This window comes from Lelliottia nimipressuralis, from assembly GCF_004402045.1.
Classification (GTDB): domain Bacteria; phylum Pseudomonadota; class Gammaproteobacteria; order Enterobacterales; family Enterobacteriaceae; genus Enterobacter; species Enterobacter chinensis.
Genome location: NZ_SOMG01000006.1, coordinates 23,161 through 46,234, shown reverse-complemented (window position 1 = coordinate 46,234; position 23,074 = coordinate 23,161). Strand labels below are relative to the sequence as shown.

The following is a 23,074-nucleotide window of genomic DNA, read 5'->3' as shown; positions in this document are numbered from 1 at the left end:
AGCGTTATTTCTGCAGGGATGCGAGCGCAGCGCGAGCACGGTTCAGTTCTTGCTGAATACCGCTCAGATCGCTCTGTTTTTCAGCCAGTTTGCGCTGGTATTTCGCCACTTTCTTGCTGTCACCTTTGGCTTTCGCTTCACGCAGGTCTGCCTGAACCTCGGCAATATCTTCACGCTTCTCTGCCAGTTTCTTCTCAAGCTTCTTCACATCTTTTTGCGCGTCAGCCTGTACGCTTGCCGGGGTGCAGTGCGCTTTGACTTCAGCCAGCGCTTTTTTCAGGCCGTTGATTTTGTAGGTATTACCGTACTGCTGGGCAATACGGATCTCTTTTTCCAGCGCGGCGGCTTTCGCGGTGCAGCTTTCTGCCGCCTGTGCGGAGGTGAACATACCAACAGATGCGATAACGACCAGTGCGGATACTAATTTTTTCATCGGGATATCTCCTTTATATGTGAACTTCCTCGAATAAAAGAGTACCCCGGTGGACGGGAAGCTTACGCTGTACGCCCGTCCTCATTCTGCTGTAGGACGGTCTCGCCCGGTTGTAGTCCCGTCTCGCGCCAGTGCTGTAGTGCGCCCCTCAATGCCAGAATGTCCTCCTCAAGCTGACGGATACCGCTGCTATCGGCATCCTGCTCCTGCTCCAGACAGCGTGCTTCCAGCGTCGTCATACCCAGCAGTTGAATACCGCCCCGCAGCCGGTGCAGCGCTTCATTTAAGGATGTGCGGGGATCGCTTCGCCACCGCGCGATATCGCGCAGCGTCTCCTCCAGCACGGTTATCTGGAGATCCAGAAACGTTGCCAGATGCTCACCGTCCAGCAGCGCCGCGGGCAGCATCATGGCGGGATGAGAAGCCACAGGAAATTTCCCGCAAGGGGTCAGGGGTGCAATCAGGTTTTCCAGCGCAACAAGCGTGACCGGCTTGAAGATACAGTCACGCATACCCGCTTCCCGCGCCTCATCCCGAACGGATTCACGCGCGTCAGCCGTCATCCCAAACACCACGACATCCGGGTAACGTTCATTAATGATGCGCGATAACGCATAGCCGCTCATTTCGGGCATGTTGCAGTCCGTGATCACCGCGTCTGGCCGTCGGGTCGCCAGGCTCTCGATCAGCATTTTCGGGGTGTCATACTGCGTAACAGCATGCCCCAGCCACTCAAGCTGCTGGGTCAGCAGCATCCGCCCGACCGGATTGTCATCAACCACCATAATGGTCAAGGCAGCCCGTGCGCCGGGAGGCACAGAAGGAGCGGCCTCTTTCTCTGGCAGTGCGGCCATGATCGGCAGCCTGAGCGTCACCGCGACCGTCGTGCCCTCGCCCGGCACGCTGTTCAGTGTAAGATCCCCTTCCATCATGTCGGCGAGCTGGCGACAAATATAGAGCCCCAGCCCGCTGCCCTGCGCCCTGGTACGGCTCTCTCCCTGACTAAAAGGCTGGAACAGGCGCTGTCGCGTCGCGTCATCAATCCCCTCGCCGGTGTCTGCTATCGTTAGCTCCAGCAGCATAAACTTGCCATCCTGCCATTGCGGCTGTGCGCGCAGCAGCACCTGACCGCGGTCGGTGAATTTTATGGCGTTACCCAGCAGGTTGGTGACGATCTGGCGAAAACGCATTACGTCTATCAGTACGTCCCCTTTCAGGGCGGTATCCATTTCCAGCAGCAGTTTCAATGACTTCTGCGCTGCCAGCCCCTCAAACTGCGACACCGTTCCTTCTATCAGGTTTCGAAGCGAGGCGCGCTCCGGGCGGAGCACCAGACGGCCGGACTCGATACGCTCCACATCCAGGATATTCCCGATAAGCAACAACAGCGACTGCGCCGCGTCCCAGGCGACCCGTATCGACTGCGGGTTTTGCGGGGCAGTATCGGGGCGTTTCATCACCAGCTCCAGCATGCCGATGATGGCGCTAACGGGCGTGCGAATTTCATGGCTCATGGTCGCCAGAAAGGCGCTTTTTCCCCGATGGGCTCGCTCTGCGCGATGTTTCGCCGCGCGCAGCGTCTGAATAAGCCCCAGGATGCGCACCCGGCGGATGCATCGCTGGCGGTAAATCCACCACACCACCAACACCAGCAATGCCGTACCGGCGGCGGTGAACGCCACCACCCACGTTATCGACAGCGCCGACGTCGACACAGAGGCAAACACATTGCCCGTATTGCCGCCGCGCGTCAGGGCGTGGAGGTCCTCCGGCGGGATGTTGATCAGTGCTTTATTCAGAATGGTGATCAGCGGCCAGGCCTGCCGCGATGCGCCAAAGGCAAAGCGCAGCGGATCGGCATCGATGCTGGCGAGAATTTTCAGTGACGCAAATTCCTTACGGGTGAGCTGGGCATTGGCAATGATAAGCGGCACAACCATCATGTCGTTTTTATTCTTCACCACGCTGTTAAAACCCTGCCACCAGGTATCGACCTTCGCCGTCTGGCCGCTGTTTTGTCTGCCAAGCCAGCCATCCGGCGCTTCACCGCGCAGGCTCACCACGCGGGGCTGAAGCACCTCCTTCCCCGGAAGCGCGTGTCCAACCATGACCCAGGAGTTATACAGCCAGGTTCGGGTGGTGAGGAGATCCGCCTGCCAGATCCCTTCCTGAGTCACGCCGGCAATCAGATCGGCCTCACCGCGATTAATGGCCCTGAAGGCGGCCTCCTGGCTCGGATAACGGCGGATTTCAAAGGTAAACCCGGTACGCAAACGAAGTGCGGTAAGGAGATCCGCAAGGATGCCGCGCAACTGCCCGCGCGCGTTGAAAAAGGCAATGGGGGCATTATCCTGCGCCACCGCGACGCGGATGCGTGAGTGTTCTTTGATCCATTTATGTTCAAGTGAAGTGTAACGCGGTGGCTCCTCGCTCAGGGAGAGCGGGATCCCCCCGCTCCAGCGGCGGTGGATCTCCACCCCCGCGTTCTCCGGCAGTGCCAGCAGCATCTTATCCAGAATCGCGATCCAGACCGCCATTTTCGGCATTGCGGCGAACGAGAATCCCGATGCCTCGAACGTGTCCGCCACCGGACGAATGCTGAGATTGCTTAAATTTGACTGACTCGCCAGGTAACGCGCGGTGATTGCATCGCTGAAGAACAGATCGATTTTGCGAAACGCCAGAGCCTCCAGCGCATGCCGCGTGGAGGTGAAGTTCACAATTTCAGCCTCCGGATAGCGGGCCAGCACCTCGCTGCTGCTGTAGACAGGCGAAACAGCGACCCTTTTCACCGGCTCATCGGGCGAGGCATCGGTGTTAACTACTTCAACCGCGATGTTGTCGCTGTAAGGCACACTCAGCACCAGCCCCTGTTTTTGCTGGCTCCCCCCTGCCTGAGGAATAAAATCTGCCTTACCTGCCCGCAATGCCAACAGGGCATCGTCATAGGTTGGATAGCGCACAACCTCGATCTCGACACCGAGATTTTCCGCCACCAGCCCGGTGAAATCCGCGTTAATACCGCCGTAATCATTCAAGCCAGTGGTGATGTCGTAAGGGGGCATCATCGGCTCCCAGACCGCCAGGCGGATTTTGCGGTGCTCGCGTACCCAGCGCCATTCGCTGCCGCTGAGCCCCGGCTCGATCACCTCTTCATGACTACGCGCCAGCAAGCGAAGGGATTCCCCCTGTTGCGCGGCGCACACGGTGAATGCAATGCAAAAAAGCAAGATAAAGGTAACGGCTCTCACGTCTCTGGCTCTGAGGTATCTATAAGATCGAAAAGTTGTTCAAAATGCGCAAAACCGCTTTTTTTCATCATTCGCGCCTTATAGGTGCTGATGGTTTTGTTGCTGAGCGCCAGCCGATCGGCAATATCCTTGTTGCTTTTGCCCTGCTTCAGATAGTTCAGCACCGCAATTTCACGATCGGAGAAACTCGCCAGCAGCGACCGGGTGTCATGTTTTATTTCAGTAGCCTCAACGACTTTCGTGAATGTTTCTTCCGGGAAACAGTGATAGCCGTCCAGCAGCAGCTGACAAACAGGCTCGACGCGATCCAGCGCCAGGCTTTTATTAATAAACCCGCTCGCCCCGGCCTTCAGCGTACGCAGTGCGTAGATCTCCGCTGGCTGGTTGGTGTAAACCAGCACCCTGAGCGCAGGGAAGTGATGTTTGATGCGCGGAAGGAGATCCAGCCCGTCGGCATTTTTGAGTTCCAGATCGAGGATTAACAGCGACGGCAGCTCCCGGTGCAGCAGCGCCAGCAGGTTCTCGCCGGAGGATGTTGTCACGGTAAAATCCGGATTTTTTTCCAGTAACACCTTGAGTGCAAAGCAGATTGCCGGATGGTCATCCACAAGCAGTATTTTCGTCATTGTTGTTTATTCTTTCCTGAGGCATTAACGGCTTCATTACGCGATGTACAACATAGCCTACCACGGGATGAATCTGGACAAGGTTTGTCTGGTTTGAGAATAATTCAGAAAAAATATGAAATAGACGAACACAACCTACTTTTCATTAGGCATAATGATTTAAATAAATGTGTGTGGAATTTTAATGCCAGATTTAACAGGTTGTTTTAATGCAGCAAAACGCTAAACCTGTCCTGTGATGAAAAAGGTTCTGGAAACCTCAGTCACAAACTCGAAATCACTTGTCAGGTCATGAGAGCAACTCAAGAAAACAGGTGGAACAAAACTTACCTTCCTTTCAAAACAAGCACTTTGGATGCTTTTTATTTTTGTTTTATCGTCTTTACCATCAATTAATGAGAGTAGAAAATGCATACCATCAGAATGTATGCTGAGCGTTTTTTTATTATCAACATCTACAATATTGACGCTTCCAGTATTCGTCCTGAGCTGATGAAGCGCATCGTAAACATCTGACCATATGGGGGAGTCCTTTTTACTGAAACCTGTATATGCGCAAAACAGGGAAAGTTTCATATTCATCGTTTATCCTTAACAATGTTGTTTGCTGCGGATTTTAACATGGAAGATGAACAATCCAGAGCAGGATAAAGTGATGTCGCTGGCAAATTACACATTTTAGGAATTTTATGGTAAACCGGGCGAAGGGATGGCTGGGTGTTCTGAATGACACCTGCTCACAAGCGCGACAACAGGTAATGGGAGCGAATGTTACGGTTGAAAAAGAGATTCCAACGCGGAGGCAGCGATTATTTACTCAACAACATTGTTCATGAATATTTTCTGAAGCCACTTCGCAATTCCCGAAATTATCTTTTTATCAGAGACTGAATTTTTATACAGTCCGGTATAATCAATGCAAAGAAAACCACTTCACAGTAAAGGAAGCGTTAGCAGAACATAATTTTTCATATTATTAAAGAACGCGACATGAAAGTGTATCAGCACCTCCATGCCGCTAACCACAAAGCAACTTACACGGAGTTGAATATGGCTGTGACGAATTTTAAGCCAGAGTTTACTGTTTTCAAAACAGAATCAGATGCTTTTAACAGTATTACTGAAAACCGCGATCTGATACGCAAAAATGATATTCGCCGTTTGCACGGGAACAGGACTGATGCTGCCCCCATTCATCCCCGTGCGGAAACGCAGGAAGACAGTTCAGCCTGTTGCGAACTTTATTCACGGGTGGACTGTCGATACCTTCCCCTTAGCGGCAAGTGGCTCGCAAATGCAGGTTTTATTGACGGGATGCCTGTCAAAATCCGGGTCATGAAGGATTGTATTGTCATTACGCCACAACATACACGCGAATTATGGGGATGCCTTGAAGGTATGAGCGTGGTGAACATTAATAAAAAGAAAGTGGCGCAGTGGCTGAAGACATTTCCGGGAGCGCTGAATGATTTGGGTGATGTGCCGGTGATTAAGCGGAGTAGGTGACAGTCAAGATAAAATCCCGGCACAGTGGCCGGGATTACAGTTAATCATCATATTGAAGACTAATACTTATTTTTTCTTCTGGTATCCGCCCCGCCGATATGCGCCTGTTTGCCCGCTGCAATGCTGACGTTATCGCCCGTTGAGAAGAAAGTGCTGAAGCTTTCGCTCTGGCCCTGCGCCTGAACGGCAACTTGCTGGCAGAGGCATGATTCAGCACCGACACCCCGGTCACGGTCAACATGGAACAAGGAAGTCTGGTGATCGAACCGCTTGCCTGACGGATAAAAGGATCCCGGCCTGGTGGCCGGGATCTCAATTTACTTCAACAAGTTAAGTAATTCACCCATGATATGGGACGCATCTTGCTTGTAACTAGATTCCCACTGTTTTTTCCAATCCGAAGGATACCCTTCAGTTTCCCATTGAGATAAAGCAAGTGCGTTAATGATTTCTAACTCGAACCATATTTGTTCGTAATCCTCTTTATCCTTATTATTTTCAAACAATTCATCTAATTGGGAGAGATCTTCCGCATAGCTGACAAATCTTGCGAAACTAGCTATGTCGCCTAGCGAATTCAGCGCATATTCACAAATGATATCTTTCTTATTTGTTTCCATATTTAACTGTCACCACCCTTCCAGTTTCATTTGTTACCACTGATATTTTACTCTCAGGATCAAAATGTACTGTCGTTCCACCTCGACTTGTCGTTGATTGTCCATTTTTAATCGTATTTTCGACAACAGAAGGCGTAACCCCTCGATCCTGCATTCGGTCTAAGGCATGACCAGAATATTCCCTGTTACTGATCGTTGTTGGCTGGTTTCTGACTGGTTGATAAGACGGATTACTCGGCTGATTCATGGGGTTACGTTTACTTCCCATAGGAAGCGTCGTATAAACTTCATCACTGGCTTTATTTATCAGCTTAGACGCTGTTTCAACATCTCCGGCCTTCAGAGCCTTTTCCGCCGCCTTGAGCGTCTTACCCGCTACATCACCCGCCCCCGGTATCAGCCCAACTGCCGCAGCAAGATAATCCAGCGCCGTTTCAGCCTCGTGGAACCCCTTAATATCCCCAACTATTGGCACAAAATCCAGCCCCAGGCTCGCCGCCTCATTCACTGCCTGGCGACACGCTTCCGGGTCCTGCTTACACATGGCTTCTCTGGCGGCCTGGTATTTCGCTATCGTGCCAGGCTTTTCTTTCTCTGCCGCTGCCAGAACATGTGCAAGTGAATTCGACTCAGCCGAGTTTTTCCCGGCCAGCGCCCCTGTCATCGCCGACGCTGTACTGTCCCCCGCGAGTCCACCTGCCATTCCCGCCGATATCGTCGCCAGTGCACTGACCGTCTGCTTCTGCTCCTCGCTCAGGTCGCTGACCGCTTTACCCGGATACAGCATACCCGCTATCGCCTTCGCCGCAAGTTCACCGGTCGCCGCGCCTGCCGCACCCGCTGCTGCATTATTCCCCTGCAGCGCCGCAACCGCACCGCCCAGGATGGCATGCGCAATGGTTTTCGCTGCCGTATTGTCATCGATCCCCATGCCATGACCAATACGATACGCCAGCTCCGGCGCCGATGCCCCCGCCAGCGCCGCCGTCAGATCGCTGCCCGCCAGCCCCTGAAGCGCGGCCGTCGCCGCCTGGATACCCCGCTGCAGGTCACTGCCCGTGCCGTATTTCGCCGTCGTGGTCTTATACGCACCGGTTTCGCGCAGGGCATTCTGATATGCGGCTTTAGCCTCGTCGCTGGCATCCGCCCCCGGCTCGGTTATCCCTTTATCTGCAAGCTCTTTTCTGCCTGCATTCAGTCCGTTTATCTCCCCCTGCGTGTTCGCAATATCCACCGCCTGCGAGCCAATCTCACCAATCAGCTGCACTTCCTGCAGGCGCTGCTGCTCCTTCTCCTTGTCAAAAATCGGGCTGATGCTGCCGTTGGCATGCTCCGCGTCGCGGCTCAGGTCCGCCACATCCTGCTTCTGGTTCTCCTTGTCACGGATGATGAGCGTCCCCTCGCTCACCGCCGCCTGCGTCGTACCTTCCGCGTGACCGCTGTTACCGCCTCCGGCCAGCAGAGCGTTCGCCATATTCCCGACAAACTGCTCGCCGATGCTGCCGCCCGAACTGATGCCCGCGCCCTGATGTTCGGTCTTAAAGTCCGCCTGGTTGTGGATATCGCTGAAGCCCAGCGTCCCGGTATCGAGGCGGTTCTTATCCGCCGTCGCCGTGGAGGCAATCACCCCGCCGTCGAGCTGCGTATGGTTGCCCACCGTCACGTCAAACCCGCCGCTGCCTGCAAACAGCCCGCTCTGCTCCTGCACCGAGTCGTAGTCGCTGGTCATTTTGTCGCGACTGACGTTGATGCTGCCGGAGAAACCGCCAGCACCAAAGGTGTAACCCACACCGCCGCTGACGCTGTTCTGCTTGCTGTTGTAGTGGTCACTGTCCTGAGTGCTGGCAATCGTCAGGTCGCGCCCGATATCTGCCACCACGGTTTCGCCGCTCACCTGCGCACCGGCGATTGTCGCGTCGCGCCCGGTGTTGATGGTCTCGCGGTTACCCGCATCCACCGTGGTCTCGTTCTGCCAGACGCCGTTGCCCTTCTCGTGCCCCTTGCTGCTGTTGGCGTTCGCCGAGATGCTGATGCCCGCCCCGCCAGAGCCGACGCCCACCCCGACACCCAGGCTGCCACCGCTGCTGCTGTTTTTACCCGTTGTCTGCTGCGTGTCCTGCGAGGCTATCAGGTTGACGTCCCGCGCCGCATCCAGCATCACGTCCTTCCCGGCCTTAATCTGGCTGCCCGCCACGGTGATGTCACTGCCGGTGGCTTTTATCGTGACGTTATTGCCCGCACTCAGGGTGCTGCCCGTCGTCTCGCTCTCCGTATGCGATGAGGATTTGGACGACTGTGAGCCAATCGACGCGCTGATGCCGATGGTGTTGTTATTGCGTCTGTCCGAGCCGCCTTTCGCCTGGTCCAGCGCCACGGCGCTGTCCGGCCTGTACACCGGACAGCGCCGCCTGCGTATCCGCCCCGCCGATATGCGCCTGTTTGCCTGCCGTAATACTGACGTAGGGGAGACTGATGATCGAGCCGGTTAAGGGGTGACGGTTAAAAAGATCCCACCGCTGAGGCTGGGATCTTTTTATAAATGACAGTCTTTTAATCTGTTAATTACATTAAGAATTGTTCCAGGCGGGAGAACTGTTTCGTTTATACTATCGCTAGTGCTGGTACTCCATACAAGCCTATCTCCGATACTTGTCTTGATAAAGTAAAGATAGCAACGATTATCTTCCATCGGGACACATGTCATATCAAATAAGCCATCAATCAATTCTTCACCGTCACCAAGAAAATAATCTTTAGCATTCTTGTAAAGCTCATCCGAACAAATATCTAAATCGTTGATAACCAGATCATTAACTGGTGCTTTTGAATAAAAACTAAACGTAGTTCGTAACTCAACAGCATCTACGGCATCAAACAGTTTTTTACCCTCAATATATAAAGTAAAAAGGCCATTTTTCCAGATATCACCCGGATCGTTCCAGCATTCAACAACATCAAACTGGAGAGCAAAAAAAAAGGGATCGCCATAAATCATTTTATCCGGACTCCTAATTGTTTCTGGATTGAAGTTGGTATTTGATCACTGGTCAAAGCGTTTTTATCTGCGGTACTTCCGTTCCAGTGATACTCACCATTCGTACCAACAAAACGGTGTACATTACCCTGGCTATCAACTGCAAATCTAACTTCTTTATTCGGATATTGTTTTGTACTTGGAATAGATTGCTCAAAGAGGCTAATCGAATCCTTAGGTTCAATACCTGCATCAGGCCTGTTACTCGGCTGGCCTGGAGTATGTTTTGGATTCGATTTATACACCAAGCCATTAGCTGCAACAGTTGGTTGAGGCGTAGGTAATGGGCTTCCTTTCGCCCCTGACTTCCCGATTCCCGCTGCAATTCCTGCCGCGCTGGTTCCGGCCAACTGCGCTAACGAGTTTATCGCAAGTTGCTTCGCTTCCGGCGAATCACCAGACATCAGCGCATTGTGGATTGCTGCATTTCTGTCTGCTTCAAGCTGGATAGTTGTCACCTGAAGAATAGAAAGTTCATTCTGTTCTTCAGGACTCAGACTACCATCAACGCGAGCTTTTTCCAGAAGCTCATTAGTACGATTAGCATAATCAGCCTGTATCTTACCGACTTCATTTGCCTTATCTACACACTCTTGTGCACCTTTACAACCAACCACACTCTCATGCTGCTCAGCGTTGATTTTCTTGTACTTATCAACAACATCTTTCTCGCAAGCAGCAGCACCCTGGCACTGAGCCATTTCCTGAGAGCGGGATTTGTTTTGAGCAACACTTAGCGCATTATTCTCAACCGCATTCTTCCCGCCCTGCGCCCCCGAAGCTGCTGAAGCCGTGCTGTCTCCCGCTATTCCTCCGGCCATCCCCGCCGATATCGTCGCCAGCGTGCTGACCGTCTGCTTCTGCTCCTCGCTCAGGTCACTCACCGCTTTGCCCGGATACAGAGACGCCATTATCGCGTTCGCCGCAAGCTCCCCCGTGACCGCGCCCGCAGCACCCGCCGCCGCACTGTTGCCCTGCAACGCTGCAACCGTACCACCCAGTATGGCGTGAGCAATGGCTTTCGCCGCTGCGTTGTCGTCGATGCCCATACCGTGGCCGATATAATTTGCCAGTTCCGGCGCCGACGCCCCAGCCAGTGCTGCCGTCAGGTCTCCGCCCGCCAGCCCCTGAAGCGCCGCCGTTGCCGCCTGAATACCACGCTGAATGGTGCTACCCGTACCAAACTTCGCCTGCTCATCCCGGTACTCCGGCGTCTCTTTCAGTTGCTCGACCGTCAGGTCAGGGTGCGTCTTACGCGCTTCCTTCAGCGCATTCAGCTCGCCCTGCGTTCTGGCAATGTCGGCCACCTGTCCGCCGATATCGCTGATGGCGCTCACCTGCGCAAGCCGCTTCTGCTCCTTCTCCTTGTCAAATATCGGGCTGATGCTGTCGTTTGCGTGTTCTGTGTCCCGGCTCAGATTAGCCACATCCTGCTGCTGGTTCGCGGTATCACGGACGGTGATGTTACCCTCACCCACCGCCGCCTGCGTCGTGCCTTCCGCATGACCGCTGCTGCCCGCAGCCGATACCACGCCGCCCGGCAGGTTGCCCTTAAATGCGTCACCGCCAAAGTCACCGCCGCCGCTGAGGCTGATACCGCTGTGGCTGACCTTATAATCCGCCTCGTTGTGGATATCCCGGAAGCCCAGCGTTCCCGTATCGAGACTGTTTTTGTCCGCCGTCGCCGTCGAGGCAATCACCGCACCGTCAAGCTGCGTGTGCCGTCCCACCGTCACATCAAAGCCGCCTTCACCCGCGAAGAGCCCTGTCTGCTCCTGCACCGAGTCATACGTGCTCTTCATTTTGTCCTGGCTGGCGCTGATGTAGCCGGAACCCGTCATGCTGCCGAAAGAGAAGCTGCCGCCTGCCGCCGCGCTGTTCTGCGTCGATTTATAATCGTTGCTGTCCTGCTGGCTGCTCATCCACAGGTCACGTCCGATATCCGCAACGATTTTATCGCCACTTACCTGCGCGCCTTTCAGAATGGCGTCCCGACCGCTGGTCATGGAGACCATCCCGCCGCTGTCGAGCGTTGTTTCCGTCCACGCCGTACCGTCGCCCTTTTCACTGCCTTTCGAAGCATTCACATTCGCAAACACGCCGATGCCGTAACCGCTCTTGCCACCGCCAATGCTGACGCCTGCGCCGCCACCGCTGCTGCTGTTCTTTCCTGTCGTCTGCTGCGTGCTGGCCGCGCCGCCCAGCACAATGTCGTTCGCTGCGACAAGCGCGGTGTCGCCGCCCACCTTCAGCTGGCTGCCACCGATAAGAATGTCGCCGCTGTTATCACCTTTCCCTTTTCCGGTCGCGGTGATGGCAAGATTACTCCCCGCATTCAGCGTACTGCCCGCAACCGTGTCACTCTGCATGTGCTGCTCGGATTTCGATTTCTGCGAGGAGAGCGAAACGCTTACGCCGATACCGCTGTTAGGATCGCCGTTAATCTGCGCCATTTCCGCACCCTGCGAGGCCTGTACGCCTGACAGTGCCGCTTTGGTGGCCTTCAGCGCCGCAAGGCGGTCATCGCTCTCGCCTTTCGCGTCGCGTGCCGTGGTGACAGCATTATTCACCGCGCTCCCCGCCGCCCCCGACAATGCCACCGTCAGACCGCTGCTCTTCTGCTCAAACCTCTCATCGCGGGTGCGTTTGTCATGCCCCGGCTCAATCACCACGCTGTCGCCGGTCAGGCTGATATCCTTCTGCGCGATGATATCCGCCCCGCCGATATGCGCCTGTTTGCCCGCGGTAATGCTGACGTTACCGCCCGTTGAGCCGACAGTGCTGAAGCTCTCGCTCTGCGTCGTGCCCTGCTCGCGAAGGTCGTGGGTGGTTTTGCTGCTGCCGATGGTGAAGCCGATGCCGCCCGTACCCATCAGGCCGGACTTTTTGGTCTCCTTGAAGCGCCATGAGGTGTCGGTGTTGGTCGCCGCCACGATGTCCACGTTATTGCCTGCGGACAGGGACACGTCGCCGTCTCCGGCAACCGCAGAACCTTTCACCAGCAGGTTGTTCCCTGCCGACACCGTCACGTTGTCGCCGCTCAGCAGCGAGCCTTTCTCCCGCGTCACGCTGTCTTCCTCAATGGTGTGGGTGGTCTTTTTGCTGAGGAACCCGCTGCTGGTTTTGGTTTGCTCCCGGTAGCGGTAATCGCTCTCCGTTGCCGTCGTCAGGTTCACGTCGCGGCCAGCCGCCACGCCAATATCGCCCTGCGCAGTGACCTCTGCCGCCTGCGCGGTCACGTCGCGCCCGGCGACGATCGCCGTATTGCCGCCGCTGGCAATCTCCGTTCCCTGCTGACGAACAGATTCATCAATGGCGGTTTTTTTCTTCGCCTGGCTGCTGGAGCGTTCCGTTGACGCTTCCGCCAGCAGATTCACATCCCGTCCGGCCTGAATCCCCACATCACCTTCTGCGGCCATCGCCGCCGCACGGGCATTCACGTCGTTACCCGCCTGCAGGGTGAGGTCTTCGCCTGCACTCAGGGTACTGCCCTGATGCGTGACCGACGCCGTCTCCGTGGTCGCGCGGTTGCGCCCGGCACGTCCCTCGCTCGTCGCAATCTCGTTGGCGGTGATGTTGATATCATTCCCCGCCGCCATGGCCAGGCTGCCGCCCGCCGACACGTTTGCGCCGGTCACGTTGATATCCTGTCCGGCGCGCATCGTCAGCCCGTCGGTGGCGGTGATGGAGGCCGTCTTGCCGATATCCGTGCCACTGAAATGCACATTTCCCGCATCGACATTCCATTGCTGTACGCGGGTAACGTTGTTAACGCTGCCCGTGACGCTCTCCAGCCCAACCGTTTTACCGCTGATGGTGGAACCGATGTTGTTGATGTCCCCCAGCGCGCTCAGGTTCAGCCCACCGCCTGCGCTCAACAGCCCGGCGTTGAGATTGCTCAGGCTGTTGCTGCTGTCGATTGTCAGGCCATTCTGCGCCGCGATCGTACTGCCGCTGTTGATGACGTTACCGCCCGCCAGCTGGACGTTATTACCGCTAATCACGCTGCCGCTGTGAACGGTGACATCCTTCGGTGAGAGGTAGACTTTCGGGATCATCACCGTCTGACCGTTAATGCTCGCCGCTTCCCACCACAGCAGGCTGTGGTCAAGCGCGGCAACCTGAGCCGCAGTGAGCGCCACGCCGAATTTCAGCCCCAGCGCGTGCTGTTGCGCGGCGGCGCTGTCCATCAGGTAGCGCATCTGGTCGAGGTCGGAACCGATGCCGTTGATGTAGCGGCTGCCGGTCTGGTTCAGAATGGCGTTGCTGACGTAACGGGTATCAAACGCCGCGTCGCCGAGGAACCGGTAGTCGCGGTCCGGGTTCAGGCCGAGCCTGTCCAGGAAATACGCTGAGCCGAGGAACTGGTTTCGATCGGTGTATGCGCTGTTGGTTTCACGCGGTGCATCGCCGGGTTTTATACCGAGCAGGTCATACAGTCCGTCAAACAGGCTGTCGTCCACGTTGCCGAGGCCATCGAGCTTCGGGTTCACCGTTATCAGATACGGGCTATCGGGATCGGTGGAGGGGACAAAATAGCCGTTGTTGCCGGACGGCAGTGGGTAGTTACCGCTGCTGGCGTTCTGATCGGAAAGTGATGAACCGCCGGAGATGTCTTTCAGGGCGTCGCTCAGCGCATCACGCCATTGCGGCGTGGTGATGTCCTGCGTATCGGTTTCGACAAGAGACTCCGCCTGCTCGCCGTTGGCGATGGACTGGTTGCTGAGTGGGGTCAGCGTTGGGGCGGTAATCGTATTGCTAAAGCCGTCCGTATTCGCGGTGACGAGCGTGTTGCTGATGTCGGTAGTGAAGGTGGCTGAGACATTGCCGCCAGCCTGTATTACTGCCCTAACAACGTTAGCGGTATTTTCTGATTCGACCTCACGCCCAGTCAGAGTATAGGTTATACCACCGGCATTAATGGTTGATGCCGTGTAGACAAGATACTCCGTCTCAGAACTGGCCTGATAGCTTTGGTTGTTGAGTTGCGTACCTTTTAGGCTAATGTCGCTATTAGCAAGTATATTGCTACCGCTATTGTCGAGATAATTTGCAGTGATATTTAGATTATTAGCTGATGCTATGCGCGCTGCGTGGCCAGCACTGCTTACATCAACCTCAGTTCGTTTAATAGCAAAACGTTTAGTTTGACCCGAATTATTAATCCGGTAAGAGGTGGTAAAGAAAGGCTCATCCATCGTGCAGGCACCTGGATAAGTTGGGAAACTCATACAGCTTCCAACCCAGACATCCGTGCGTTTTTTTACTGTTGAATAGCTTCCTTCCTCCATATCATCCAGGCTTACAACAAAGGATGAATCACCAACCCAGGAAGGGTTATCCAAATCGATTATCTGAGTATTCGAATTGCTTCCATCCCGCTCATTTAATAAATGGGCTGTAATGATCGTAATATCGCCCTTTTGCGTCTCAATATTCCCGGACGTATTCACCACTTCACTGCTCGCCGCACCCGCCGCATTTTTCTGCATCCACAGGCTATTCCCTGCCAGGATATCGCCGTAGACGTTATGAATACGGTCGGCAAAGAGTTGCATATTATTGGCGGCATAAATCAATGCGGTATTGAGCAAGGTGCCCGCCGCATTCATCGTCAGGCTACCTGCCGTACCGGTAAACCCATTTACGGTAATGTCGCTCAGGCTGTTAAACGCCACGTCGCCGCCTGCAGAGAGGCTACCGGCTGCATTGAGCAAAATACGTTGCGCGCTGAACGTGCTGTGACCGTTACCTGCAGTGACCTGTCCGTTATTGGTGAGCACGCCACCGGCGCTCAGAACGAGGCCGTTCCCCTGCATCGTACCGTTATTGGTAATGTCCCCCTGAGCGGTGAGAGACAGGTTGCTGCTGGCGGCCAGCGTTCCACTGAACTCCAGCGCACTTAACAGATGCAGCGTGACATCCCCCAGCGCCACAATCTGACCCGCGTTATTCAGCGTGCCGCTGTCGAGGGTGAGATTACCTGCGCTGAACAGCTTCCCGCTGGTACTATTCGCAATCGCATCGCCCTTCACCGTAAGCGAAGTGGTGCCGAGTGCCGTACCGCTGTTATTCAGTTTTTGATAGTTAATCAGCAGGTCTGCACCCTGCAGCATGCCGTCGTTGGTAAGCGTCGTTCCCCGTAGCTCTGCGTTGTCGGTCGCAAGTATCCGGCCATTATTCACGGCGTTCACCACATCCAGCAGCAACCTTACCGCCTGAACCAGCCCACTGCTGCTGTTCGCAAGATCCGGCGCGGTCAGCGTAAGACTGTCGCCAGAGAGCAGTTTGCCGTCGTTCTGCATGCGGGTGGTGGCTTTCACCACAGATTCTCCACCGCCCTGTATCGTTCCCTGATTATTCAGCGTGGCAGCCGATACCGTCAGCGCGTTCTCACTCAGCAGCACGCCGCTGGCGGTATTGCTCAGAGCCCCTGAGGCATTCAGCGTCAGCGCTTCCCCCTGAAGCCGTCCGCTGTTGATCAGTTGCCCGCTGGTAACAAAGGTCGTTTTCCCCTGGATTTGCCCGGCGTTGGTCGCATTACCCGTATCAAGGACCAGCGCGCCCGCACTCAGCAGTTTTCCTCCGGCCTGGTTATTCATCTGGTTAACGGCAACCGAAAGCGTATCAACGCCGGTGATTTCACCGCTGTTGGTCAGCGTATTCGCCTGCAGCGTGAGGTGCTTTGCAATCCACTGACCGCTGTTCACCAGCGTCAGTGCTGAGAGCGCCAGTTCTCCATTGGATGTGATTTTGCTCCCCGTGGTGCCGGTAAGGGTGCTGTCGATTTGCGCATCCAGTAAATCTTCTGCCTGGATCGCACCGCCGTTCGTAAGCGCCTGCGCATGAATAAGTACCCGTTTCCCCTGCCATTGCCCTGTATTTCGCAGATCGCCGCCCGTCACGGACAGGTCGCCTGCCGTCAGCAACGATCCCGACGCGTCATTCACCAGCGTCAGTAACGGTGCCGCCATCTCCAGGCGGGCAGCCAGCGTCAGGGCGGCGATCCCGGTCAGCGTTCCGCTGTTAGTGATGCTGTCCTGATGAGCGGTGACGCGGTTCCCCTGAACCGTGCCGTTGTTACGTAGCGTTTTACCGATCAGCGAGAGTTCACCTGCCGACAACATGTTGCCGTTGTTAACGGTATCGACCGCATTCAGCGTGCTGTTGCCCTGACTCATCAGATCGCCAGTATTGCTGAGTGTGCCACTGGTCGAGGCGTTAAGTGAACCGGTCGCGAGTGAACTTCCGCTGTTATTCCAGTCACGCCCCCGGATGCTGAGGTTCTCTCCCTGTAGCTGTCCTGCGGTGGTCAGCGTGGTGCCTGAAAGGCTGAGCGCCCCATCCGTGAGCGTGCGGGAGTCTGCCAGTAAATCCAGTATTCCAGCGGTCAGTGACAGCGCGCTGTCGCCCTGTAACAGACCGGCACTTTCGAGGCGATCGGCATTCAGCGTCAGCGTGTTGCCCACGATGCTACCCGCGCTGGAAACCGACCTCGCCGTGATGCGGTTTGCCCCGTGAGCCAGCAGCAGACCACCCGCGCTGTTACTTAGCGTGTCGTAATCAATAGCCAGTGAGGCACCGCTCAGTTCGCCGCCGTTGGTCAGGGTTGAGCCCGACAGGGAAAGCGCGGCGTCGCTGGTGATAATGCCGGCGTTTTTCAGTTCAGAGAGTGAAAGCGACAGCGCAGCCGGACTGTACAGCACCCCGCTGCTGCGGTTATCCAGCAGACGGGTGACCAGTGAAAGCGTTGCTTCGGCGTGGATCAGACCACTGTTAATGACGTCAGGGCTGTTAATCGCGAGCGAGGAGGCCGTCAGCGTCCCGCTGTTGCTGAGATGCCCGGTTTCCACCTTAAGCACTGAGGCTGACGATTTCCCCGTGTGAATAAGGGTGTTATCAGCCTTCAGGACGAGGCTGTCTTTGGCTGCCTGAGTGCCTTCAAGCTTGGCATTTAGCACGTCCAGGCTGATGCCGTTGCCCTGCGTCTGTGCCGTTGCCGTAGTGTTGAGACTGCGTCCCTGCAGGGTAAGAGTGCCACCCGCACTGGTTTCACCGGCAAGCGTGGTATCGGTATTGTTCAGCGCCAGATCCCCCTCGCTGTGGGTAACTGACTTTTCGCTGGCGGTGAACGTCTTAGCGGAGGTCGTGAGCCCCCGGGCACCGGAAAGCGTACCGCTGTTGACGATCTGCGCCGCGTTCAGCGTCAGCGTGTCGTCGCTGACCAGCTCCCCACTATTTTCCAGCTTTCCGCTGGCGATGATGTTCGCTGTTCCTTTAGCACCCGTATTGCCCTGAAGCGTGACGGTGCTGGCGGCGATATCCAGCGTGCTGCCGCTGGTCAGACTCCCCGAGCTGGTTACGCTTTCGGCCATGACCGTCAGGCTTTTGCCCTGCACAGCGCCGAGGTTCTCAACGCGCTGTGCGTTAATGGCTACCGCTTCCGCCGCTGCCCACTGGCCTTCATTTTTCAGCATACCTGCGGTAATGTTCAACTGCGTTCCGGCTGTCAGTTGCCCCTTCAATGCTGCGCTATCGCTGCTCGTCAGGGCGATCGCGTTAGCCGCATTTGCCTGGCCGGTGCGGTTCTGTTGTATCTGTTTTCCGCTTAACGTCATGTTTTGCCCCGACGTCAGCTTTCCGCCATTCAGGGCCAGATTATTCCCCGCATTTAAATGCAGATTTTTATCACTCAGGAGCGTCGACTGGTTAAGTTCGATATCTCCCTGACTGGCGATACTCAACTCCCCGCCCGCTTTGTGATCCCCCGTCAGGGTGACGCTTTGCCCTTTCGCCGTGATGGCTCCGCTGGACAAGCTGTTGTTAACCGCAAGCCGACCACGGGTATCAAGGTTAATTTCCCCCTGACGCGCGTTAAGGTTGCCCAGGTTTACGCCCACCCCCGTTTCACTGGAGACCAGACGAATGCGGTTGGCGTACATCCCGCCCATCGCGCCGGTGTCTACCGCCACTTTAGGGGCTTCACCTTCACCTTTTAACGCACTGACGCTACCGTCCGCCGCGACGCGGTTCGCCCCTGCAACGATACGTAAATCTTTCGCATGCAGTTGCGCATTAATCTCGGTTGCGCGGGAGATGATCGACACCGCATCGCTCTGGCTACCATTCAGCCCTGCGCCTTCGATGGTGACGGCGCCTTTGGTCACATCAAGCGATTGCAGCTTACCGCTGGCATCGAGCACCGGTTTACCCGTAGTGAGCGTCACATTCGGCGTATTGATAAACCCGCAGCCGTTACAGGTTATGCCGTAGGGGTTCGCCACAATGACGTTGGCCGCCTTGCCCGCCACTTCGGTGTAGCCCTGCAACGTCGAGCGGTTAGCACCGGTGACTTCGTTGATGATGCCTTTGGCTTCCTGCCCGGCCTTCAGGTTGGGGTTATTCTGGATCAGGCCGCCAAGCTGGGTCTGGTTGAGCTGACCGGTCGCGTTATTGAGGATCAGCCCCTCTTTCCCGACGTTGTAATCGTTGTACTTGTTATGGGAAATACCGGATTGATTCGGCGTGGCAATATTCACCACCGGAACGCCGTTGGCCGCCTTGTCCACCTGCGTATTGCCGGACGGGGTGAGGGTTGCTGCCATCGCGGGCAGCAGCGGCTGCGTCGCCAGCAGCACGCTCAGTAACGCGCTCAGCGCGCGCTGCGAAAAACGAACCTGATCCTGTTTCATCATCCCTGTCCCTTAGAAAGCCACTGATACGCGGTAATAAATCGTGAGGTGACCCGGTGCCAGCCAGTCCGGATACGCCATCGGTGTTCCAACGGTAAACTGGCTTGAGTAGCCACGATGAGCCGTCGTAAGACCCAGAGCGGCACCCCACAGCGTGCCGGAGGCGTAACGGTCAACACCGTCCTTCTTCAGCCAGCCGCCATCGATGGCCGCCAGCAGGCCGACATCCCCCACCCACGGCAGGGTAAAGAGCGAATAATTCAGCTCATTTCGCCAGTAGCCGCCGTTATCGCCGGAGATGTACTGCTCCTTAAAGCCGCGCACGGAGGCCTCACCGCCCAGCGTCAGACGCTCGCTACCGTACAACCTGTCCGGCGACCACTGAAAGTAGACGCTGGTCAGCCACCACAGCTTGTCGGCAACAGGGCGCTGAAAACTGCCGTTCACGCTCCATTTGCGAAATTCGGCTTTCGGTACATCGCCATGCTTGTCGTTATCATCTTCTGCGCCAAACCACGGTACCCCCTGAGTGAAGGTCGGGTTCAGGGTCGCCACGCCGGAAGCGATTTTTTGCGTGTGGTTAAGGCCCAGCGAGAAACTGGAGAGTTTGCGGCTGCTGGTGGCCAGCAGAACATCGTCGAGATAGTTATGGTTGATGCGGTGCGTGATGCCCGCCGACACGCTGGTTTTGATATCGCCATTGCGGAACAGCACCCAGGAGCCTGTCAGGCGGTGCGTCTCGGTATCCCCCGTCGAACGCCAGAGATAACCGTTATTATCGATGGTGCTGAGGTAGTTGCTCCAGCTGTAGCTGTAGTCCAGCAAGCCGTAGCCGTAAGGTACGCTGACCCCGGCGGCAAAATTCTGCGCATCCTGGCTATTCGAGAAATCGCTGCTGCGCCCACCGCTGATAAACCACTTATCCGCCAGACCCAGCAGGTTATTGCCGTACAGCGCGCCATTGAGTTGCCCGGTCCCCGTGCTCTTTTGCCCGCTGTTATCGAAACTCACTGTTCCGCTGAGCGGGAATTCAGGCGAAGCCGTCAGATTGACGATTGAGTAGCCCTGTCTGTCGCCGGGCAAAATTTCAATTTCTACAGGCGTCTGGCGCACGCGATTGAGTTGCTCCATGCCCTGTTCGATATCGCGCAGGTTGAGAATTTTTCCTTCGAGGCCGGGGAAGGTCATGCTCAGGGTGCGCGCCGGCACGCCTTCAAGGCGTATTTGCTGGAGCTTACCTTCCAGAACCGCAAGCTGGAGGACGCCACCAGAGAGATCCTGTTCGGTTAAAAATGCGCGGCTGGTGATATACCCCCGGCTGATGTACCAGTCAGACACGGCGTTAGTCAGGGTATTTAAACGGGCAATATCAAGGCACTGATTCAGCCATGGCGCGATCAACTGCTTTTCAGCAGAAGGCGAAAGCAGAGTCGCTCCCGACAGCTCAATGCGGCTGATGAAGAAACACGGGCCTTGTGACGCAGAGGTATCGTCTGCCCTGACAGGAGGCGGTAATACCACGCTGCGCTCCAGCGATTCGCGCTGACGCTGGTTCTCATCCAGCAACTGCTGCTGTTGCTGCTGGCTGGTATTACGGTCGGCCGGTGACAACGGGGCGGCGAGTGTGATGCCGGGCGCCAGTAACATAATGGCTGCCAGCAGCATGATTGCTGATGTTTTCCCTAACACTGTTTACTCTCCGCTCAAAGTCCGCTTTCAAACTTGACTGTTAAAAAACGCGCAACTTATGTCAAAAAGTAAACAGTGTAAATATCAGTAAAAAGAATAAGGATATTTCTGGCGCATTTTCAGATTTTTGCAGGGGTAAATCTGAAGCAATATTAAAGAAATCCCCCATCGCGCCGATCATCATCCGTGTGTATTATTTCCTGTAGCATTTCCAACAACTAACCTTAACTCAAATACTTAAGCGCCAAAGCGAAAGGCATCATGAGCACACCGATCAAACGGCTAGAAATCATTAAAAATGCCATTGAACTGGAAGATGACGACATCATCCAGAGCCAGCTGACACGCCTGAAAAATGAAGCGTTTGACGATGAGCTACAGGCAATCGTCGTGGCGCTTGAGGAGAAGAACTACACCGCTGCTATAGCGGCGATCGCCGCCTGGTTGCAGAGCCAGCGCGCCGTGACCCCATGGCGCGACCCACAGGTGGCCGCCAGCAAGCTGGAGCTGAAAGCGCTGGAAGAACGTCTGCGCGATCTGATAGACCGCCGCAACGCGCGCGTGCAGCAGCTTGACGAGTTCAACGATCTCTACTTCTCCCGCCTCGGGCCGCTGATGCAGCAGATCCTCGCCCTGCGTAAAACCCTGGCGGAGCTGAACCTGCGTCGTCAGCAGGCGGAGGCGCGTCGTCGCGAGGAAGATTACCGCCGCTGCCAGCGCTATATGGCGCAGGCGGTAGAGGTGCTGGCGACGCTCACCCAGCGCTGGCGCGATCTGCCTGCGGATTCCGTGCAGGCCGCCGAGGCGCGTAAGCACCTGGAGCAGCAAAGCGATCTGATTGCCAACCTGCTGGCCGAGGCGCTGGAGCTGGAAAGCGGCTTAACGCGCGAAGAGGAGCCTGCGCGCCAGGCACGCGACGAGGCCAACGAAGAGTACGAGAAGTATCGCGAGCAGCATCACGATGCCGAGGTGCGGCTGCGCAAAGGCAAAGATCTCTCGGAAGAGGATCGGAACGAGCTGAAGCGTCTCTGGCGGCAGGCGAGCAAGCTGTGCCATCCGGATCTGGTCGCAGACGATCTGAAAGAAGAAGCCAACGCGATGATGGTCCAGCTCAACCAGGCAAAGCAGCGTGGCGACGTTAAAACCATTCGCTCACTGGTAGCCCGCCTGCAGCAGGGCTTCGAGCCATTGATGGCCAGCGACAGGCTGAACGATCTGGAACGCATCCGCAAGAAGATGGCGCAGGTGCGCGAGCAAATCGACATTTTAGTAAACGAGCTGGCGGAACTCGAGAAAGAGGAGTCCTGGCTTCTGGTCTCGTCGCTGAGCAATATGGAAGCGTACTTCGCTCAGCAGGAGAAAGCGCTGCACGAGGTCCGCGCCTCGCTCGAACATCAGGTGAACGAAGCGCAGCTGGATTCCGCCGCCTGACTATTTGGCGTGCCAGTATGCACTGGCACGCACCAGTTGCGGGTCAATCGCGTCGGTTTCAAACTGACGGCTCAGCGTTTTCACCACCTTCCCTTCCCCGGTCAGCCAGATGAAGTAATCGTCCCCCGGGACGGTCAGCGCCGCCAGATGGTCCGCTACCGCCTGCTCGCTGTGGCCCACCACCCAGGTGATGTCGAACGCATTCAGGTGCGCCAGATACTCTTTATAAGACTCGTCCCCGACCGTCACTACCGCATGAACCTCCGGGCGAACCGGCAGTTTAACAATGCTCTCTAAGCGTCGACGCAGCGCGGGCATACCGGATTCATCGCACACGTACAGCTGCCAGGCGTAATCTTCCGGCACCACCAGCGAACCGCGCGGGCCGCCGATGGTCAGCCTGTCGCCCATTTTCGCCTCGACCGCCCAGCGGCTGGCAATGCCGCCGTCATGAATGAAGAAATCGAGCACCAGTTCATGGCTGGACTCATCGTACAGCGGCGTATAGTCGCGCGTCTGCGGTCGCACGCCGTCGCCCCAGTCGATGCCTTCATCGGTAACCACCGGCGGCACAAACGTTGCCCCGGGCGCCGGGAAAAAGACTTTGGTGTGGTCGTCAAAACCGCGGGAGCTAAAGCCCTCCAGCGCCTCGCCGCCTAAAACAATGCGCTGAAAACCCGCGCTGGCGCGCTCAACGCGGAGCACCGTCAGCTCGCGAAAACGCAGGTCATTACGAACACGCTGTGGGTAACGGATAGATGTCATTTTTAGACCCTTCTCTGATGAATACGA

At 56.1% G+C, this 23,074-nt stretch carries 11 protein-coding genes and 1 pseudogene; 2 read left to right on the top strand and 10 right to left on the bottom strand.

Annotated features, from left to right (window positions below; all coding sequences use genetic code 11):
* Positions 1-4: 4 nt before the first annotated feature.
* From E3U32_RS02325 to E3U32_RS02310, 4 genes are all read right to left on the bottom strand, one after another.
* Complete coding sequence (locus E3U32_RS02325; RefSeq protein ID WP_134347512.1) at positions 5-433, bottom strand: DUF1090 domain-containing protein; 429 nt, start codon at positions 431-433, stop codon at positions 5-7.
* A 62-nt stretch (positions 434-495) separates the two neighbouring features.
* Positions 496-3,606, bottom strand: a complete 3,111-nt coding sequence (locus E3U32_RS02320) for an ATP-binding protein (protein ID WP_286164103.1) — start codon at positions 3,604-3,606, stop codon at positions 496-498.
* Between the two features lie 74 nt (positions 3,607-3,680).
* Positions 3,681-4,310: a response regulator transcription factor gene (locus E3U32_RS02315; RefSeq protein WP_134347510.1), complete on the bottom strand. Its 630-nt coding sequence runs from the start codon at positions 4,308-4,310 to the stop codon at positions 3,681-3,683.
* Between the two features lie 222 nt (positions 4,311-4,532).
* A complete protein-coding gene (locus tag E3U32_RS02310; RefSeq protein ID WP_134347509.1) occupies positions 4,533-4,892 on the bottom strand; it encodes a DUF6911 family protein in 360 nt (119 codons plus the stop codon).
* A gap of 468 nt (positions 4,893-5,360) precedes the next feature.
* On the opposite strand from E3U32_RS02310, the gene E3U32_RS02305 reads away from it, so the two are divergent.
* Entirely contained in the window at positions 5,361-5,816 is a 456-nt protein-coding gene (locus E3U32_RS02305; RefSeq protein WP_134347508.1) for a SymE family type I addiction module toxin, read from the top strand.
* Between the two features lie 317 nt (positions 5,817-6,133).
* On the opposite strand, the gene E3U32_RS02295 is transcribed toward E3U32_RS02305, so the two are convergent.
* From E3U32_RS02295 to E3U32_RS02275, 5 genes and pseudogenes are all read right to left on the bottom strand, one after another.
* Positions 6,134-6,436, bottom strand: coding sequence for a hypothetical protein (locus E3U32_RS02295; protein ID WP_134347506.1), 303 nt, complete (start codon positions 6,434-6,436; stop codon positions 6,134-6,136).
* Between the two features lie 607 nt (positions 6,437-7,043).
* Positions 7,044-8,850: pseudogene (locus E3U32_RS02290) on the bottom strand (hemagglutinin repeat-containing protein); the annotation flags it as partial.
* A gap of 119 nt (positions 8,851-8,969) precedes the next feature.
* Positions 8,970-9,431 carry an immunity 42 family protein gene (locus E3U32_RS02285; protein WP_134347505.1) on the bottom strand — a complete coding sequence of 154 codons (462 nt, stop codon included), beginning with the start codon at positions 9,429-9,431 and terminating at the stop codon, positions 8,970-8,972.
* Complete coding sequence (locus tag E3U32_RS02280; RefSeq protein WP_134347519.1) at positions 9,428-19,162, bottom strand: hemagglutinin repeat-containing protein; 9,735 nt, start codon at positions 19,160-19,162, stop codon at positions 9,428-9,430. Before E3U32_RS02280 ends, E3U32_RS02285 begins: the two co-directional genes overlap by 4 nt.
* Positions 19,163-19,174: 12 nt before the next feature.
* Positions 19,175-20,827 (bottom strand): ShlB/FhaC/HecB family hemolysin secretion/activation protein, encoded by a 1,653-nt coding sequence (locus tag E3U32_RS02275; protein WP_286164107.1) that lies wholly within the window; start codon positions 20,825-20,827, stop codon positions 19,175-19,177.
* Between the two features lie 285 nt (positions 20,828-21,112).
* Here E3U32_RS02275 and E3U32_RS02270 point away from each other — a divergent pair, with 285 nt between their 5' ends.
* Positions 21,113-22,282 carry a DNA repair protein gene (locus E3U32_RS02270; RefSeq protein WP_134347503.1) on the top strand — a complete coding sequence of 390 codons (1,170 nt, stop codon included), beginning with the start codon at positions 21,113-21,115 and terminating at the stop codon, positions 22,280-22,282.
* On the opposite strand, the gene E3U32_RS02265 is transcribed toward E3U32_RS02270, so the two are convergent.
* Positions 22,283-23,047 carry a siderophore-interacting protein gene (locus tag E3U32_RS02265; protein WP_134347502.1) on the bottom strand — a complete coding sequence of 255 codons (765 nt, stop codon included), beginning with the start codon at positions 23,045-23,047 and terminating at the stop codon, positions 22,283-22,285.
* Positions 23,048-23,074: the final 27 nt, after the last annotated feature.

Coding starts and splice junctions, on each gene's coding strand:
- E3U32_RS02325 (WP_134347512.1), bottom strand. CDS start 433: ATGAAAAAATTAGTATCCGCACTGGTCGTTATCGCATCTGTTGGTATG.
- E3U32_RS02315 (WP_134347510.1), bottom strand. CDS start 4,310: ATGACGAAAATACTGCTTGTGGATGACCATCCGGCAATCTGCTTTGCA.
- E3U32_RS02310 (WP_134347509.1), bottom strand. CDS start 4,892: ATGAATATGAAACTTTCCCTGTTTTGCGCATATACAGGTTTCAGTAAA.
- E3U32_RS02305 (WP_134347508.1), top strand. CDS start 5,361: ATGGCTGTGACGAATTTTAAGCCAGAGTTTACTGTTTTCAAAACAGAA.
- E3U32_RS02295 (WP_134347506.1), bottom strand. CDS start 6,436: ATGGAAACAAATAAGAAAGATATCATTTGTGAATATGCGCTGAATTCG.
- E3U32_RS02285 (WP_134347505.1), bottom strand. CDS start 9,431: ATGATTTATGGCGATCCCTTTTTTTTTGCTCTCCAGTTTGATGTTGTT.
- E3U32_RS02280 (WP_134347519.1), bottom strand. CDS start 19,162: ATGAAACAGGATCAGGTTCGTTTTTCGCAGCGCGCGCTGAGCGCGTTA.
- E3U32_RS02275 (WP_286164107.1), bottom strand. CDS start 20,827: ATGCTGCTGGCAGCCATTATGTTACTGGCGCCCGGCATCACACTCGCC.
- E3U32_RS02270 (WP_134347503.1), top strand. CDS start 21,113: ATGAGCACACCGATCAAACGGCTAGAAATCATTAAAAATGCCATTGAA.
- E3U32_RS02265 (WP_134347502.1), bottom strand. CDS start 23,047: ATGACATCTATCCGTTACCCACAGCGTGTTCGTAATGACCTGCGTTTT.